Source organism: Halobellus captivus (assembly GCF_003697845.1).
GTDB lineage: Archaea > Halobacteriota > Halobacteria > Halobacteriales > Haloferacaceae > Halorubrum > Halorubrum glutamatedens.
On record NZ_RDQE01000018.1, the window covers coordinates 1 to 14,827 of the forward strand.

The 14,827-nt window shown below is 64.0% G+C and carries 15 protein-coding genes and 2 pseudogenes; 5 read left to right on the forward strand and 12 right to left on the reverse strand.

The window, feature by feature from the left end; genetic code table 11:
• The 5 genes and pseudogenes from EAO78_RS18535 to tbsP form a co-directional block, all read right to left on the reverse strand.
• Positions 1–123: pseudogene (locus tag EAO78_RS18535) on the reverse strand (phosphoadenosine phosphosulfate reductase family protein); the annotation flags it as partial.
• A gap of 148 nt (positions 124–271) precedes the next feature.
• Positions 272–1,867: a DUF7282 domain-containing protein gene (locus EAO78_RS16095; protein WP_136516528.1), complete on the reverse strand. Its 1,596-nt coding sequence runs from the start codon at positions 1,865–1,867 to the stop codon at positions 272–274.
• A gap of 397 nt (positions 1,868–2,264) precedes the next feature.
• Positions 2,265–2,603: a cupin domain-containing protein gene (locus tag EAO78_RS16100; protein ID WP_122106810.1), complete on the reverse strand. Its 339-nt coding sequence runs from the start codon at positions 2,601–2,603 to the stop codon at positions 2,265–2,267.
• An 89-nt stretch (positions 2,604–2,692) separates the two neighbouring features.
• Positions 2,693–4,444 (reverse strand): YcaO-like family protein, encoded by a 1,752-nt coding sequence (locus tag EAO78_RS16105; RefSeq protein ID WP_122106811.1) that lies wholly within the window; start codon positions 4,442–4,444, stop codon positions 2,693–2,695.
• Positions 4,445–4,533: 89 nt separating this feature from the next.
• Entirely contained in the window at positions 4,534–5,349 is an 816-nt protein-coding gene (gene tbsP, locus EAO78_RS16110) for a transcriptional regulator TbsP (RefSeq protein WP_122106812.1), read from the reverse strand.
• A gap of 208 nt (positions 5,350–5,557) precedes the next feature.
• Between tbsP and glyA the strand changes: the two genes are divergently transcribed.
• From glyA to EAO78_RS16130, 4 genes are all read left to right on the forward strand, one after another.
• A complete protein-coding gene (gene glyA, locus EAO78_RS16115; RefSeq protein ID WP_122106813.1) occupies positions 5,558–6,805 on the forward strand; it encodes a serine hydroxymethyltransferase in 1,248 nt (415 codons plus the stop codon).
• Positions 6,806–6,901: 96 nt separating this feature from the next.
• Positions 6,902–7,312, forward strand: coding sequence for a DUF3054 domain-containing protein (locus EAO78_RS16120; RefSeq protein ID WP_122106814.1), 411 nt, complete (start codon positions 6,902–6,904; stop codon positions 7,310–7,312).
• A gap of 266 nt (positions 7,313–7,578) precedes the next feature.
• Positions 7,579–7,863 carry a hypothetical protein gene (locus EAO78_RS16125; protein ID WP_122106815.1) on the forward strand — a complete coding sequence of 95 codons (285 nt, stop codon included), beginning with the start codon at positions 7,579–7,581 and terminating at the stop codon, positions 7,861–7,863.
• Positions 7,864–7,912: 49 nt separating this feature from the next.
• Positions 7,913–8,914 carry an ornithine cyclodeaminase family protein gene (locus EAO78_RS16130; protein WP_122106816.1) on the forward strand — a complete coding sequence of 334 codons (1,002 nt, stop codon included), beginning with the start codon at positions 7,913–7,915 and terminating at the stop codon, positions 8,912–8,914.
• Between the two features lie 304 nt (positions 8,915–9,218).
• Here EAO78_RS16130 and EAO78_RS16135 read toward each other — a convergent pair whose 3' ends face one another.
• The 4 genes and pseudogenes from EAO78_RS16135 to EAO78_RS16155 form a co-directional block, all read right to left on the reverse strand.
• Positions 9,219–9,545, reverse strand: a complete 327-nt coding sequence (locus EAO78_RS16135) for a hypothetical protein (protein ID WP_203227917.1) — start codon at positions 9,543–9,545, stop codon at positions 9,219–9,221.
• A gap of 61 nt (positions 9,546–9,606) precedes the next feature.
• Positions 9,607–9,893 (reverse strand): annotated as a pseudogene (locus tag EAO78_RS18540) (type II toxin-antitoxin system RelE family toxin).
• Positions 9,886–10,167: a ribbon-helix-helix domain-containing protein gene (locus EAO78_RS16145; protein WP_008307424.1), complete on the reverse strand. Its 282-nt coding sequence runs from the start codon at positions 10,165–10,167 to the stop codon at positions 9,886–9,888. The pseudogene EAO78_RS18540 and the gene EAO78_RS16145 overlap by 8 nt, the downstream one beginning before the upstream one ends.
• Before the next feature lie 602 nt (positions 10,168–10,769).
• Positions 10,770–11,606 carry a Cdc6/Cdc18 family protein gene (locus EAO78_RS16155; protein WP_122106817.1) on the reverse strand — a complete coding sequence of 279 codons (837 nt, stop codon included), beginning with the start codon at positions 11,604–11,606 and terminating at the stop codon, positions 10,770–10,772.
• Positions 11,607–11,833: 227 nt separating this feature from the next.
• On the opposite strand from EAO78_RS16155, the gene EAO78_RS16160 reads away from it, so the two are divergent.
• Positions 11,834–12,883 carry a Cdc6/Cdc18 family protein gene (locus EAO78_RS16160; protein WP_122106818.1) on the forward strand — a complete coding sequence of 350 codons (1,050 nt, stop codon included), beginning with the start codon at positions 11,834–11,836 and terminating at the stop codon, positions 12,881–12,883.
• A gap of 8 nt (positions 12,884–12,891) precedes the next feature.
• Here EAO78_RS16160 and EAO78_RS16165 read toward each other — a convergent pair whose 3' ends face one another.
• The 3 genes from EAO78_RS16165 to EAO78_RS16170 form a co-directional block, all read right to left on the reverse strand.
• Positions 12,892–13,320 (reverse strand): hypothetical protein, encoded by a 429-nt coding sequence (locus EAO78_RS16165; protein ID WP_122106819.1) that lies wholly within the window; start codon positions 13,318–13,320, stop codon positions 12,892–12,894.
• Between the two features lie 32 nt (positions 13,321–13,352).
• The gene (locus tag EAO78_RS17970) at positions 13,353–13,505 is read right to left on the reverse strand and encodes a hypothetical protein (protein WP_162498086.1); all 153 of its coding nucleotides are present in this window, start codon (positions 13,503–13,505) and stop codon (positions 13,353–13,355) included.
• A gap of 61 nt (positions 13,506–13,566) precedes the next feature.
• Entirely contained in the window at positions 13,567–14,808 is a 1,242-nt protein-coding gene (locus EAO78_RS16170; RefSeq protein WP_122106820.1) for a tyrosine-type recombinase/integrase, read from the reverse strand.
• Positions 14,809–14,827: the final 19 nt, after the last annotated feature.

The window sequence follows — 14,827 nt, forward strand, 5'->3', positions numbered from 1 at the left end:
GAGGCCGTGCCGAGTGACCTCGATCGCCTTCTCGAGTTTGTGCTGGAGCGACGGATAGTCGCCCGGGTCCTCGCCCTCGCCGTCCGCGTAGTCGACGTCGATCGCCTCGGGGAAGTCGCTCATTCGCTTTGGACGTCGCGACGAAGAAAAAAGGATTTTGTGTTTCACGCCGCGCTCGGCCGTGAGAACGGTTCTCACCGGGTAGCGCCGTTTGATCGGTCGGTGGACGTGCGATGACCGAACGGCGACCGATCGCTGTACGACGAGCCGTTCACTCTTCGTTTTCCGTCTCCTCGTCGTCTCCGTTCTCGGCTTCTTCCGCCGACTCGTCACCCTCGTCAACGTCGTCGCCGGCGTCCATGTCGTCGCCGGCATCCGCGTCGTCACCTTCGTTCGCATCGTCACTGGCGTCACCCTCATCACCGTCGTCCGCCCCGTCGACTTCGTCGCCGTCCGCGTCGTCGCCCTCGTCCGTTTCATCGACGTCACCATCGTCCGCGTCGTCGCTTTCATCCGATTCATCGGCGTCGTCACCGTCGTCCGCTCCGTCGGCGTCGTCTCCGTCCGCGTCGTCACCATCGTCCGTTTCATCGGCGTCGTCCTCATCCGCCTCAGTACCCTCACCAGCGTCGTCGCTATCGTCGCCTTCGTTTACGTCGTCACCCTCATCAGCACCGTCCGCTCCATCGGATCCGTCCTCGCCCGCCTCGTCGCCCTCGTCAGCATCGTCAGCATCGTCGCCCTCGTCGGCATCGTCTCCGGTATCGCCCTCGTCCGCGGGTTCGAGCGTGATCAGGGCGTTCTCACCGAAATCGACCGAGAACACGCTGTGGATGTAGGTTCCGGGAGTCGATGCCCTGGCGTCGAGTTCGAACTCGACCGTCGTCGATTCTCCACCGTCGAGGTCGACGTTTCGGGCGTCAACGAGAGCGCCGTCGAAACGGTACTCGACCGGCTGCTCGATGGCGAACGCGTTCGGATTCGTCACGGTGGCGGTCACCGAAACGGGCTCATCGACGGTCGCGTTCGCCGGCGCGGTCAGGTTCGACACGCCGAACGACTGGATCGTCTCGACCACGAGCAGCCGTGCGGCCGCCCCGTCCTCACGGGTGTACACGCCGTGGAACGCCGTCCCGGTTTCCAACCCGGTCGTGTCGACGGTCGTGTTGAACTCGGTCGACTCGCCCGCCTCGAGAGTGACGTCCTCGCGGACCAACACCTCGCCGTCGAACCGGAACGTCACTTCCTGCGTCTCGGCGACGTCGTTGGGGTTCGTGATCGTCGCGGCGACGTCGACGGTCTCGTTGCGCTCGACGACGTCGGGAGCCGTCAGGTTCGAAACGGTGAACGACTCGCCGGTGGTCGGCTCCGGAAGGGTCACGTTCGCGGCGTCGACCACGGCGCTCCCGTTCGCGACGTAGGCCCCGTCGTCGGTGCCGTTGGTCGCGACGAAGTCGTACGTCTCGTTCCCGTTCGTGTCCAGATGCGGCATCGCGATCAGCGTCTCGTCCTCGCTCAGCGCCGTCCGGTCGAACGTCGCACCGGGCACGTCGTAGAGGGTGACCGTTACGTTCTCGTGGAGTCCGGGTTCCAGATACTCCGAGACGCCGATAACGCTCTCGAGCACGGCTCCGTCGAGAAGGCTGTCGTCATGGATGGCCACGAACCCGCCCTCGGAGACGTTCACCGACTCGACGGTGACCGTCGTTCCGTCCGTCTGCTGGTCGGCGAACGACACCGTCGCAGTCGGTCCGTTACCCGCATCGGTCTGGGTCTGTGCACCGACGATACCGACCATACCCACGGCCGATACGAGTAGGATAGCCGTCATGAGGACGGCGAGCGGCTTTTTTATGGCAGAATCCATGAAACGAACACCATCCGTAGTTGTAAAAATGTGGCTTGAATGTCACGATGCGGCGACAGTCACGACCTCCGAGGGATGGAGCTCATCGACCCCGTCGGCCGGAACGATCGGACAGTCAACTCCCGGCAGGTCCGTTCTCGGTGGATCCGGGATCGACAGCTGACGGGATACTACCGGGAGAGTCTCCCGGGCTCCGACTCGCGACACGTGCTTTCGTACGGTCGATTCGGCGTCCAGAGAACGATATTTACGACCGACGGGATCGCGAGCGGCAACGTACCGATCGAGGCGCGCCACCCGCCCCGGGTGAGCCGCTCGGGACGAACCGGCGAGATCGAGGAGGCTCGTCCGACCGAGCAGCCGGATTCGGGCTCGTTCCCGCGGAGTCGTCCGGCGCTTACTCCTCCCAGTCGGGGTTCGGCCGCGGCGGCGCGAACACGTCGAACCCCTCGACGGGGACGTCGCCCTCGTTGACCGCCGCGTGCGGCTCACCGCCGGGGATCGCGAACGTGTCTCCCGCGTGGACCGTCCGTTCCTCGCCGTCGACGACGAAGGTGAGCGCGCCGGCCGTGACCGTCCCGACCTGCTCGTGTGGATGGTCGTGTTCCGGCACCTCCGCGCCCGGCTCGATGTAGAAGCGCTGGATGCTCGCCTCCTCGCCGGCCGCCCCCTGCGTGAGGTGGACGCCCGGGACCGCCTCCGTCGCCTCGACCTCGTCGTCGGCTACGATGTCCATACGACCCACCGCGGCGCGCCGTCACTTAAACACGCGGGGCGAACCCGGCCGGACCGACGGAGCTTATGAGCGGATGGAGAACCGTCCGATCAGGGGAACGGGTGATACTCCCGGTCGAGCGTCGGCTCGAATCCCATCGATCGGGGCACCTCGTGGGCGCGCTCGCCGAAGAACGGCTCGCCGGTGAAGAGCGGCTGTGCCCCGGGGACGAGGACGCGGACCGCCTCGAAGCCGAGCGCGGCCACGTCGCGGGTCGTCGTGCGTGCCACGACCGGGTCGAGCCCCGCCGAGCGGACCCGATCGACCACCGCGTCGAGCTCCGTGACGCTGTCGTCCTCGTCGGTCGTGTCGTCCGCGTCGCCCGCATGGTCAGCGTCGCCCGCGTCGTCTCCGAGATCGGCCGCCCCGAGTCCCGCCGCCGGAACCGTCGAGTCGGGGTGGAAGAACTCCCGGGTCGCGTCCGGGAGGTCGGCGTGGTGGCCGATCGCGGCACCCTGCTCGTCGGCGGTCTCACGCCCCATCGACCGCAACTCCGTCCAGTTCTGGAGCGCCTCCGCGATCGCGTTCCGGGCCGCGGCGACCGGGTCGAGGTCCGCGCCCGACCCGGCGGCGAACCGGGGCCACTCGCCGTCGCGGTGGACGCCGGCGGCGACGACGGGCACGTCGACGTCGGTCGTGACGAGCAGCGTCGAGACCGACAGCGACTCCGCACGGGCGCGCTTCGTGAGCCGGTCCACGACCGGGTCGTCGACCGCGAGCCCGAGCGCCTCCGTCGTCGAGTACCACGTCGTCATCGTGGCGTCCCGCTCGATCGTCTCGTACAGGCCCGACAGCGCCGCCTCCGCCCCGGTGTTGCCGAGACCGAGCCCGGTCGTGATCGGCGGTCGATACCGGCGCTCCGGCGGCGGGAAGTGAACGAACTCCGCCGGGAGGCCGACGACCTCGCCGGAGTCCAACCGCTCGCCGGTCGTCCACGCGAGCCGGTCCTCGGGGGAGTACGCCTCGGCGTCGTCGGGGCGGACGAACGCGTCGGGCGTGACCGGGTTCGCCACGTCGTCGGCGGTCGCGGTCGTGAACGACGACTCCCGGTAGACGCCCGCGGCGTACCGCTCGAACCCCTCGCCGAGCGCCTTCATGAACGCGGCGTCCCAGTCGTCCGCGGCCCCGGCGGCGAACTCCGCGGCTCGAGCGTCGGAGAACCGGGTCGTATCCGCGACGTGCGAGACGTAGTACGGCACCGGGAACGACTCGCGTTCGCCCACCTCACCGATCGGTCCGACGCGGGGATCGACCCCCCGCTCCGCGCGCTCTATCGCCGCGGAGACCGACCGCGTCTCGCCCTCGACCGGGAGCGCCGATCCGGGTTCGGGACCGCAGCCGCAACCGGGGACCGGAAGCAGCGATCGGATCGGTCCGGGGACCTCACGGATCGTGTCGGCGACGGGTTCGCCCGCGAGCAGCCGGATCGTCGTCCGACCGGCGACCGCGCCCGCGTACCGCACCGCCGAGCGCCGCCCCTTCGGCGCGTCGGCCGCCTCCGCGTCACCGGCGGCGACGCGGGTCCGGAGACAGTCGTAGCAGGCGTCGTCGAGGACCGTCACCGCGGCGTCGACGTCCGCGAGCGGGACGCCGCCGAGTCCGCCGACCTCGACGGCGACCCAGCGGTCGAGGGAGTCGTTCGCGACGTCGAACGCGGCCGACCCGGTCGTGTCGACGACGACGGCGAGGTCGAACCCGTCGAGCAGCGACGGCTCGACCGGCATCACGTTCACGTCGACGTCGCCGAGCGCGGCCGAGACGGCCTCGACCGCGGGGCCGTCGCCGACCAGTCCGATGTCCATGCGACGGTCGACGGGGAGGAGGCAAAAAAAGCCCGCGGGCACGGGGACGGTCCCGAGAGGACGGGAAAAATCCCCCTCGACGGAGGCGGCTACGCGAGCAACTCGGCCGCCACGGCGGCGAACTCGTCGGCGTCGACGCCGACCAGGCGGTCGTCGCCGAGTTTGAGCCGGAGTCGCGGGCGACCGACGTCGATCGGGACCTTCTCGGTGTCGATGACGCCGACGTCCTCCAGTCGGGTCTTCGTCCGGGAGAACGTCGCCTTCGAGGCGATCCCCACGTCCTCGCCCCACTTCGAGATGTCGTACAGCAGGACGTCGTTTCGCGCGGCGACGAGAAGCGAGACGGTGACCTCGTCGAGCCCGCCGTCGTCCCCGCTCGCGCTCTCCAGGGACGCCAGCACCGCGTCGAAGTCGTCGCGGACGTCCTCGCCGATGTCGGCCGCCATCGTCTCGCGAACGCGGCTGATCGACGGCGTGCGGAGCGCGTACTCCTCGGCCTCCTCGAACGCGTCGCGGTGCGTCTCGAAGACCTCGGAGACGAACGCCTCGTCCGTCGTCGAGAGGGCGGCGACGCGGTCCCCGGCGCTCACGAGCGCGACGACCTTCGACTCGGAGACGAAGAGCGCGTTGTCGACGTCCTCGGGGAGGACTCGAAGCGTCAACGCCCCGGACTCGAGGAGGTCTGCGGCCTTCGAGGCGACGAGGAAGTCGTCCATGACGTCCTTCAGTACGCGCTCGTCAGCGAGCATCGACATCGTCGGGAAGTCGTCACGATCGACGGCGGCGTCGACGAGCGAAACGATCGTCGACGCCGGCGGGTCGACCACGAACAACTCCTCGTCGGACCCGGGGAACGCCGCCTCGAGGACGTCTTCCACGTCCGATTCCAATAAATTCGACACCATCTATCTCCTCGTATACAATCCCGATATCTATTTAATATTAACGGGACACGGAGAGCGAACAACGCCGTTTGGGGGCTTCTACCGAATGAAATCGGCCGATTCGGTGATCGGACCGTTGAGCGGTTCGATGAACGGTCCGATGAGCGGTACGTTCCCGTCCCGTGCGCGGACGGACAGGCTTAATGTGTCCTCGAACGCGACGATGCGTATGGACCAAGAGAACCTCCGGGCGGTCGACCCGGCGGTGGCGGACGCGCTGGCCGGCGAGCGGACGAGACAGGAGGAGACGCTCGCGATGATCGCGAGCGAGAATCACGTCAGCGAGGCCGTCCTGGAGGCGCAGGGGAGCGTCCTCACGAACAAGTACGCCGAGGGCTACCCCGGCGCGCGCTACTACGCGGGCTGCGAGTACGCCGACGAGGTCGAGGAGCTCGCGATCGAGCGCGCGAAGGAGCTGTGGGGGGCCGAACACGTCAACGTCCAGCCCCACTCCGGGACGCAGGCGAACCAGGCGGTCTACTACTCGGTGCTCGAGCCCGGAGACAGGATCCTCTCTCTGGACCTGAACCACGGCGGCCACCTCTCGCACGGCCACCCGGCCAACTTCACCGGACAGATATACGACGTCGAGCAGTACGAGGTCGACCCCGAGACCGGCTACATCGACTACGAGGGGCTCCGCGAGACCGCGGAGTCGTTCGAGCCCGACATCATCGTCTCGGGCTACTCCGCGTACCCGCGGACGGTCGACTGGGAGGCGATCCAGGCGGCCGCCGACGCCGTCGACGCCTACCACCTCGCGGACATCGCGCACATCACCGGGCTCGTCGCGGCGGGCGTCCACCCCTCGCCGGTCGGCGTCGCCGACTTCGTCACCGGCTCGACGCACAAAACGATCCGCGCCGGCCGCGGCGGGATCGTGATGTGTGACGAGGAGTTCGCCGACGACGTCGACAAGTCCGTGTTCCCCGGCGGGCAGGGCGGTCCCCTGATGCACAACGTCGCCGGGAAGGCCGTCGGGTTCAAGGAGGCGCTCGAACCCGAGTTCGAGGCGTACGCACAGGCCGTCGTCGACAACGCCGAGACCCTCGCGGAGACGCTCCAGGGACACGGGCTCTCCCTGGTCTCCGGCGGCACCGACAACCACCTGGTGTTGGTCGACCTCCGCGAGTCGCATCCCGACCTCTCGGGCGGCGACGCCGAGGACGCGCTCGCGGCCGCGAACGTCGTGCTCAACGGGAACACGGTGCCCGACGAGACCCGGTCGCCGTTCGACCCGTCCGGGATCCGCGCCGGGACGGCCGGCCTCACGACCCGCGGCTTCGACGCCGAGGCGATGAGGGAGGTCGGCGACCTCATCTACCGCGTGATCGACGACGCCGAAAGCGAGGACGTGATCTACGAGGTCGGCGAGCGCGTCGTCGAACTCTGCCGGGAGTACCCCTTGTACGAGTGAACGGGAGTGATCGGTAGACCCCGACGCTGCCGACGCTGCCGACCCCGCCGAGGCGGATCCGTACGTACAAAGTAGGGGCGGTTCCGACGGGGGCGTATGGACGACCAGTCGTTTCTGGCCCGGCGTCTCGATCGCGCGGCCGTGCCGCTCGCGATCGGCGACGTCCTCGTGTTGATGGCGCTTTTGACCGTCGGGACGCTCAGCCACAGACCGGCCGAGTTCCTCGCGAACGAGCCGACCTACCTGCTCGGCGTGTGGGCTCCCTTCCTGATCGGATGGGCCCTCCTCGCGCCGCTGGTCGGCGCGTACTCCGCGGGCGCGGTCGAGACCGCGAAGTCGTCGGTGCCGCTCGTCGTACGCTCGTGGGTCCCCGCGGCCGCCGTCGGGTTCGCCCTGCGTGCGTTCGTGTTCCGCGGGGGCGTCGCCCCCACCTTCGTCGCGGTCATCCTCGTCACCGGCGCGGTCGCGCTCGGCGGATGGCGAGCGATCTACTTCCGAGTGCGGTAGACGCATCGACTACGGTAGACGCGAGTACGACAGCCTCGTTTTCTCGTTCAGTTCCCGCTTCGTCCCGCGCTTCCGGCGACACCATCCATCGGAACCACTCCGTGGTTTCGCTCGTCTCCAACTGAATATATCGCCCGTTCGTTTCGGCTCGAATCGTACGTATACCATTCATAAGTTATGAGAAGGTTCTTCATGTTCACGGCAGCCATGACTACGGAGGTACACGAAAATATTATATGGGTGGGTGGTATACGATCGCATGAATTATGAGTAGGTATTACGACTACGTCCTCGGACTCATTCCGGCCGCCCTGATCGGCGTGACTGCCTTCCTGAACCTGGTCGGGCTGTCGTTGACGGCGGCCGTTCCCGTGGGCGCGGGCGTCGCGTTGGCGTTCATGGGCCACGCGATGTTCGTGCGGGCACCCTTGAACGACGCGGATCGGACCGCGGCCGGCTCCACCTCCGGTGCCGCCTCGCCGTCGGGTGCCGGTCCCTCGACCGGTTCACCGCCCGGTGGCGGACCCCTCGCCGGCTCGGGCTCGGACTGAATCGCCGCGGCCTGTACCGTTTAGTCACCCCGTCCCGATGGGGGGACGTATGACCGACACGTTGTTTCTGACGAGCGCCGACGTCGACGACCTCGCCGAGCCCGCCGACTACGTCGCGGCCGTCCGGGAGGGATACCGCCAGATCGGCGAGGGCGCGCCCGCGGAGCCCCGGACGAAACTCGGCCGAGAGGACCCGCGGGGGATGCTCACGACCTACGTCGCGCTGCTCCCGGAGACCGGCGCGATGGGCGGATACACCTACTCGTCCGGCTTCGGCGAGCGGGACGCGTGGTTCATGACGCCGCTCTTCGACGCGGAGTCCGGCGAGCCGCTTTCGGTGATCGACGGCGCGTCGATGAACCCGTTCAAGACGGGCGCGGCGGGCGCGGTCGCCGTCGACGCGCTCGCCCGCGAGGACGCGACCGAGGTCGCGGTGATCGGCAGCGGGTCGCAGGCGCGCGGCCAACTGCGGGCGACCGCGACCGTCCGCCCCTTCGACGCGGTCCGCGTCTTCTCGCCGACCGCCGAGAACCGTGAATCGTTCGTGGCGGAGTTCGACGACCGGCTCGACGCCGACGTGCGCGCGGTCGAGAGCGCGAGCGAGGCGCTCGCGGACGCGGACGTCGTCATCACGGCGACGACGTCGAGCGACCCCGTGATCGACGACGACGACGTGGAGCCGGGCGCGCACGTCACGGCGATGGGGCAGTACGCCCCGGGGAAGAACGAGCTCCCCCCCGAACTGGTCGCGCGTGCGACGTACGTTCCCGACCTCCGGGACCGGGCGACGCGGGACGCCGGCTCGTTCCTCGCGGCGGTCGAGGCGGGCCTCGTCGACGCGGAGGCCGGGATCGCGGCCGACCTCGGCGAGGTCGTCGCCGGGGGTCACCCGGGCCGCACGAGCGACGACGAGGTGACCGTCTTCGACTCCGGGGGCACGGGGATCGAGACGGTCGCGGCCGCCCACATGCTCTACGAGCGCGCCCGCGAGGCCGGGATCGGGGACACGATCGACTTCGCGCCCGCGAGCGAGGCGCTGACCGGGAAGTAGCTCACCGGAAAGTAGCCGAGTGAGGACGGTCGGAGCGGCTTACGTCCGCCGATCCGCCGTCTCACGGGCTCGCCGCGGACGGCGCGGTAGACGGTCGGGAACGCGGCGAGCCCGAGCGTCCGGACGACCCCGCCGCCCACGAACGCGAGCGAGAACGGCCCCGAAAGCGCCGTCACCGCGGCGGCGACGCCGACGGTCGCGACCGGGTACGTCGTCGAGACGTACGCGATCCGGAGCGGGGCGCTCTTGACCTGCCCGAGTCGCGGCCGCTCGCCCGCGTCGACCGCGCGGGTGCGAAACGGCGTCAGGGCGATCGACTCGCCGACCAGGGCGGCGATGCCGGCCAGCGGAACACGGTTTCGAGTTCGCAGTGGATGGATTCAAGCGTTGAATCTGTCAGCCCCTCTCGCTTCTCGGGGTGCTTCCCGTAGTGGACAAGCCACGAGAGGAGTTCGTGCTTGGAGTCGCGTTGACATCCTCCGTGCGCTGAAGCGCGAGGCTTTCTCCTTGATTCTTCGTAATCAGCTACCAGATTCATCCCGAACCCTTCGAGGTCTTCCTCGGAGCGCCCGCTCACGAGCGGGTAAGTGAACTCGTAGTCCTCGGTCGCGGGCGGTACTTCCCCGCTCATCGTGCCCCCACCGCCGAGGTTGTCGAGTATACTGAGCGATAGGGGGACCACCTGTGATCACTTAGTCGTCGTCAGCGGTGTACGCGCCGCCGCGACGCTTGATACGCGCGACGACGAGCCGCTGGTCGTCCTGCCGGAAGCTCACAGAGAGTCGAAACTCCCCGATACGTATCTTCTTGTACGGACTGTTTTGGAGTGGCTCGCCGTATTCCGGCGGTTCGCGCCACGGCGAGGAGACGATCTCATCGAGCTTGTCGAGTATTCGGTCTTGGTCGGCGAGAGAGAGAGCGCATCGAGGTCGTCCTCGGCCGTCGAGGAGAGTTCCCACGTCCACCCGTTGTCACTCATCGCTCGTGCCGAACCGCTCGCGGGCCTCCTCGGCGCTCGTCGTCCGTCCCTCGCGGATGTCCTCCTCGGCTTCGAGCAGGGCGACGAGTTCGTCGCGGTCGAACGTCGGGAACTCGACGGCATCCCGAAGCGTGTACCGGATGAACTCGCTCCGACTGTTGAACCCGCGTCCCTGCCACGTATCGTCTATCTGTTCGAGGAACGACTCGGTGAGTTTGAAGTTCACCGTGGCGATGTCGTCCCCGCCGTCGTCGTTTGTGGCCGCTTCAGACATATAGACGTAATACGCTAGTCTTACCAATAGTCGTTTCGGCGGAATTCCATTCGCCACGTAATCACGATAAATAGCCGCATCGATGGGTGTTCTATCAGGTTCCTGACTACGCTTCACTCGTTCCTCTGCGAGCGCGGATTAGCGAAATCAGGTGTGTTCCTGAGGGATGCGCTCCCGGTTAATTTCGGGTCTATCCCGCCGCAGTCTGCCGTTTTGTTTGTGTGTCCTGATAGATTGGAGAATCGCCATACGGCGAGGGATGCCCTGTTTAGTGAAACGAGGCTGTTTTGACTGCGTTGTGTTCGGGACAGACAAACCCGTAAAGTGTGCGTACAAGGAGTGTACGGCAGAAAGAGCCTGAGGGGGGATTTGAACCCCCGGTCTCGTCCTTACCAAGACAGTGACATATCCCGAGGCCCAACGGCCGGGAATTTGCCGGGCCCGCATTTGGGATAGTCCGCCTTGCTCACGGTGTCACCGTGTCGTCCCTGTATTTTCGGTAGTTAGCCCCTCTTTCCGTCAGAGGTAGTATTACCTCGCGCTAGATAAATTACCGGGCAAGCATGCTGTCGGCCTGCCCGATAACTCGAAGTCTAATACGGTCATTCTCCGAACCTAGCGGCGTTCATAGCTCGTTCGACGTGGGCGACCGTGACTTTGTCAGCGTTCTCTTTGTCCGCTTCGCGGCCTGCACGATGGAGGACTTCGAGTGCGTGACGGCAGTCTCCCTGACCGACCTCGATCTCGTCCGCAACTGCCGTGGCAACACGTCCGATCACGCCGTCACCTAGTGTATTCCGACGGAATGCCTCGACTGCTCGATTCCGTAGGATCTCTTCTAGGTCATCTTTCCCGTAGATATCGAACTCGAGTGTCTGGTAGCCAAGTCTGCTTCGCGTCCGTTGTTCCAGTTCGATATCGGACGGTGCTTTGTTTGACGCTAGGACCATGCCGCAGCAGCTCTCTGTCTGTACGTTTAGCTCGTGGAGATCGTAGAGAACCTCGTTCTGTTCGGCAAGCTGATCGAATTCGTCGAGTGCCACGGCGACACTCCTTCCCTTGTCGACGCGTTCTTTGAGCGCGGTGAGCAGTTCATCGATCGGCTTTCCCTTCCGTGGGGCAGGGTAGTCCAGCTCGATCAACAGCTGGGTCAGCAGGGATGGCCGAGTATTGTACTTCCAGTAGTTGATGCTAACTGTCCGCACACGGGTCTCCTCATCCAGCTTGTCCAACACGTGATTGATGCAGGTGCTCTTCCCTGTCCCTGCTGGCCCATGGACAAGGAGGTTATCGGCCTCTTGGCCCCTAGAGAGCGGGCGAACAGCGTCCGCGATCTGGTCAAGCTCCTGTTCTCGTCCGATCGGTTCAGAGAGGTTTGCCGTGCTCAGTGATTGTTCGTCCTCAAAGACGGTCCGACGTCTCTTCGATGAGGTAAACATCGTCTCTATACACCACCCACTTTGTTACCGGTGCCTATTAACACGCCATCGGGGACAGCACCCTTCTTTTGATACTGTGAAACTATATTTATTGAAGCTTAATATAAATTATAACATCGAGGATATTGGTGTAGTGATGTGAAGATCCCGTGACGACGGCCTCGGACCAAGCGAAACGAGGGTAGGACAAATCCCTGTATCAGTAGCAGGTCCTGACGTGGAGTACAATGAACCAAGAGTCGCAGCCAAGCGATGACACGGTCGAAGCCACCAAACTCACGAAAGAGCTCATCAACAGGCAGCAAGAACGGACCGCACTTCGAGAGGCACTGACCAGCCCTGGGCCTGGCAACGTCCACATCTATGGACCACGCGGCAGCGGCAAAACCAGGGTCACCCGTACCGTCCTCGATGACCTTCCCAACGAGATACAGACAGTCTATCTAACAGGGATGGAGCATGATACTCAGTACAAAGTCCTCGAACGCCTCGCCGCTGAACTCACTGGAGAGGAACTCGGCAGCGGGTATCACACATCCGACCTGCAACACCACATCGAAGACCACCTGTACGATACCACGGCTGTCGTGGTCCTGGATGAGGTGGACTTCCTGCTCGAAAACGACGGCAACGACCTCCTCTATTACCTCTCACGTCTGGATGCAGACGCTCAATTGACGACCGTCTGTATCTCAGCGAACCACGACGACCTCGCGGAAGTCATCGATGACCGGACCTACAGCTCGTTCCACCCACAACGGATCGCGTTCGACCCGTATTCCGTGGACCAGACACGACGGATCTTGGCAGAACATGACATCGAGTCACTCGACCCGCTTTCCGTCTCCCCTCAAGCGTTCGGGTACATCGCATCCCAGACCCAGAACCTCCGACGTGGACTTCACTGGCTCCAGTACGCCGCAGACACCGTTGAAGACACACTGACCCAAGATGAGGTCAAAGAGATCGAACATCCGGCACGCCAGCTGTACTGGGATGTCCTGCTCAAGGACTTCTCCATCCATCACCACTACCTGCTCGAAGCCATCGATCAGCTGTCAGCTGAAACCGTCGGCAGCGTCTACACCGGTGATATCTATGACCGTTACGAGGAACTCTGTGAGATCAGTGGGAAAGACCCGCTGAGCCAACGACGGCTGAGCGACTATCTCCGCCACCTCGAACTTCTCCAGATCATCCAAGCAGACTACCACCGTGGGGGTAAGGAAGGGAAAACACGGGAAATCACTCTCACCACAGAGGCCCAAGAGTCGTAGCGGCCACACTATAGGAACGCATCCAGTGGAGCAGCATCATCCAGTTCGTCCAGCTGCCGTAGTATCTCCCGTCGCTCCTGCTCCAGTGACTGCCGGTCCTGCCAGTGCTGACGCTTCTCTCGCTGTAAATCATCATACAGATCGGAGAGTGCTTCCTTCACCGGCTCACGGGCATCTGAACCACCACCAAAGGAGCGATTGTACAGCGTCTGGAGTGTACTCGTGTACCGATCGATCTGGCTCTGGATCCGCTCGACCGCCTCTCGATAGAGTGCTTCACGATGCTCTATCTGCTCCTCAATGCGTTCTAACTCCTCCTGGAGTCGCTGTTTCTCCCGATCATCTGACTGCTCCAGCAACTCTCGAATCGAGTCCCACGACAGCGATGAACCTGATTGGTCACCGGTTTCAGCAGGATACTCGAAGTACTCCGACACCGGACAAAATGGGTAACTGGGAAGGATGTAGGTTACTTCTCACCCTTGTTCGCTAGCTCCCGATACCGTTCGGCCTTCTCCCGGTAGAACTTCGGAAGCTGTTCGACTTCCTCATCTGACCAGGACTGGATGTGTTCTAGGAGCTGTTGTGCTTCTTCTACATCCTTGGGTATGAGACGGGACATAGAAAAAGAAAGGAAGAGAACGGGTTAGGGCGTATGCCCACCCCCGCTTTCTGTTGATCTTCTACGTCGTTAGCTCGGTATCTAACTGCTCCAGTTTGTCTAGGACACCCTTCTCTTCGAGTTCAGAGAGACGTTCGATGATTGAGTGTTTCTGTTCTTGCTTGGCCTGCTGTTCGATATCAAGAGGGCGTCCACACCGGCGGCATTCGCTGTGCCCTTGCTGGTTTGTGGCATCGCAGAATGGACAGGTCATGTCTGATTGGTCGTCCTCCTCTGTGTCAAGCCCGTACTGGTCTCTGATTGCCTGGTTGACGTCGTCATTGTTGAGGTGGACGTAGACTTTCGCTCGGTTACTCCCGGGGACCCAGCCAGCGAATTTGTTGAGCTGTTCGTACCCCATGAACGTCGCTACCTCTGTGAGACGGGTGTGGCGAAGGTTGTAGGGACGCCGTTTGTTCTCTGGGATGTCTGCCTTTTCACACGCTGCTTTGAACCGACGGAGGTAGCTGTTGTAATTCATCCTGTCACGCAGGTCGGGTTCGTAGTCACAGGTGGCATCGTCATGGTGGTGGGGAATCTCGCCACAGTGGAGGCATTCCTGCTGTTCGCTTTTCACCCAGAGGGGTGCACTTGGATCCTCGATGTTACCGAGCTCACCACCATACGGGTGTTGGGCTAACCATTCCCTGACTGCTCGACCGGACCGAATAAGCTGGTTAGTCCGATCTGGTGTCCCTTTACTGCCTTCCAGGTAGATGAAGTCGCCCTTGGCGTTCGATGTGAAGTCGGCGATATTGCGGGACAGCAACTCCCCAGGTCGGGCAGCGGACTCATAGAGGACCATCGTGAAGGCCCGGTCACGAATGCTGGAGAAGCTTCGGAACAGTTGCTCCCTATCGTCTTCCGTGAAGAGATCCTCTCGACTGACGGGTGTGACGTTTTTCCCGACGTTGAAGAATTTCGTTTTCTCAGGCTGTTCACCTCCGTTTTCGACACGGTAGAATTTCTTGATCCCGCTCTTGAACTTGTTCTTGGTGGCGTCAGCGTACTCGCTGCGATTGACACCGGCCAAGATCTGTTTGAGCTCACTTTTTGTTGCGCCGCGAAGCTGGAACCCCTCGGGGGCGAATTTCTTGATGAGGGTTTTCAGTGACAGCGCATGGCGTTGCTGTTGTACATCACTGATCCCTTCAGCAGCGCAGTGGTTGATGAAGTCCTGGATTGCGTTGGCGTTTGCAGGGTTCAACTCGTCTTCGACGTTTTCCAGTGTTCGTTCGACATCGACGTACTGGGTGGTAGACATTGGGTTGGTTGTCACCGTT

Excerpts from the sequence above, each read along its gene's own strand:
- EAO78_RS16100 (WP_122106810.1), bottom strand. The coding sequence starts at position 2,603 with ATGGACATCGTAGCCGACGACGAGGTCGAGGCGACGGAGGCGGTCCCG.
- EAO78_RS16135 (WP_203227917.1), bottom strand. The coding sequence starts at position 9,545 with ATGAGCGGGGAAGTACCGCCCGCGACCGAGGACTACGAGTTCACTTAC.
- EAO78_RS16095 (WP_136516528.1), bottom strand. The coding sequence starts at position 1,867 with ATGGATTCTGCCATAAAAAAGCCGCTCGCCGTCCTCATGACGGCTATC.
- EAO78_RS16160 (WP_122106818.1), top strand. The coding sequence starts at position 11,834 with ATGAACCAAGAGTCGCAGCCAAGCGATGACACGGTCGAAGCCACCAAA.
- EAO78_RS16125 (WP_122106815.1), top strand. The coding sequence starts at position 7,579 with ATGAGTAGGTATTACGACTACGTCCTCGGACTCATTCCGGCCGCCCTG.
- tbsP (WP_122106812.1), bottom strand. The coding sequence starts at position 5,349 with ATGGTGTCGAATTTATTGGAATCGGACGTGGAAGACGTCCTCGAGGCG.
- EAO78_RS16170 (WP_122106820.1), bottom strand. The coding sequence starts at position 14,808 with ATGTCTACCACCCAGTACGTCGATGTCGAACGAACACTGGAAAACGTC.
- EAO78_RS16155 (WP_122106817.1), bottom strand. The coding sequence starts at position 11,606 with ATGTTTACCTCATCGAAGAGACGTCGGACCGTCTTTGAGGACGAACAA.
- EAO78_RS16130 (WP_122106816.1), top strand. The coding sequence starts at position 7,913 with ATGACCGACACGTTGTTTCTGACGAGCGCCGACGTCGACGACCTCGCC.
- EAO78_RS16145 (WP_008307424.1), bottom strand. The coding sequence starts at position 10,167 with ATGTCTGAAGCGGCCACAAACGACGACGGCGGGGACGACATCGCCACG.
- EAO78_RS16105 (WP_122106811.1), bottom strand. The coding sequence starts at position 4,444 with ATGGACATCGGACTGGTCGGCGACGGCCCCGCGGTCGAGGCCGTCTCG.
- EAO78_RS16120 (WP_122106814.1), top strand. The coding sequence starts at position 6,902 with ATGGACGACCAGTCGTTTCTGGCCCGGCGTCTCGATCGCGCGGCCGTG.
- EAO78_RS17970 (WP_162498086.1), bottom strand. The coding sequence starts at position 13,505 with ATGTCCCGTCTCATACCCAAGGATGTAGAAGAAGCACAACAGCTCCTA.
- glyA (WP_122106813.1), top strand. The coding sequence starts at position 5,558 with ATGGACCAAGAGAACCTCCGGGCGGTCGACCCGGCGGTGGCGGACGCG.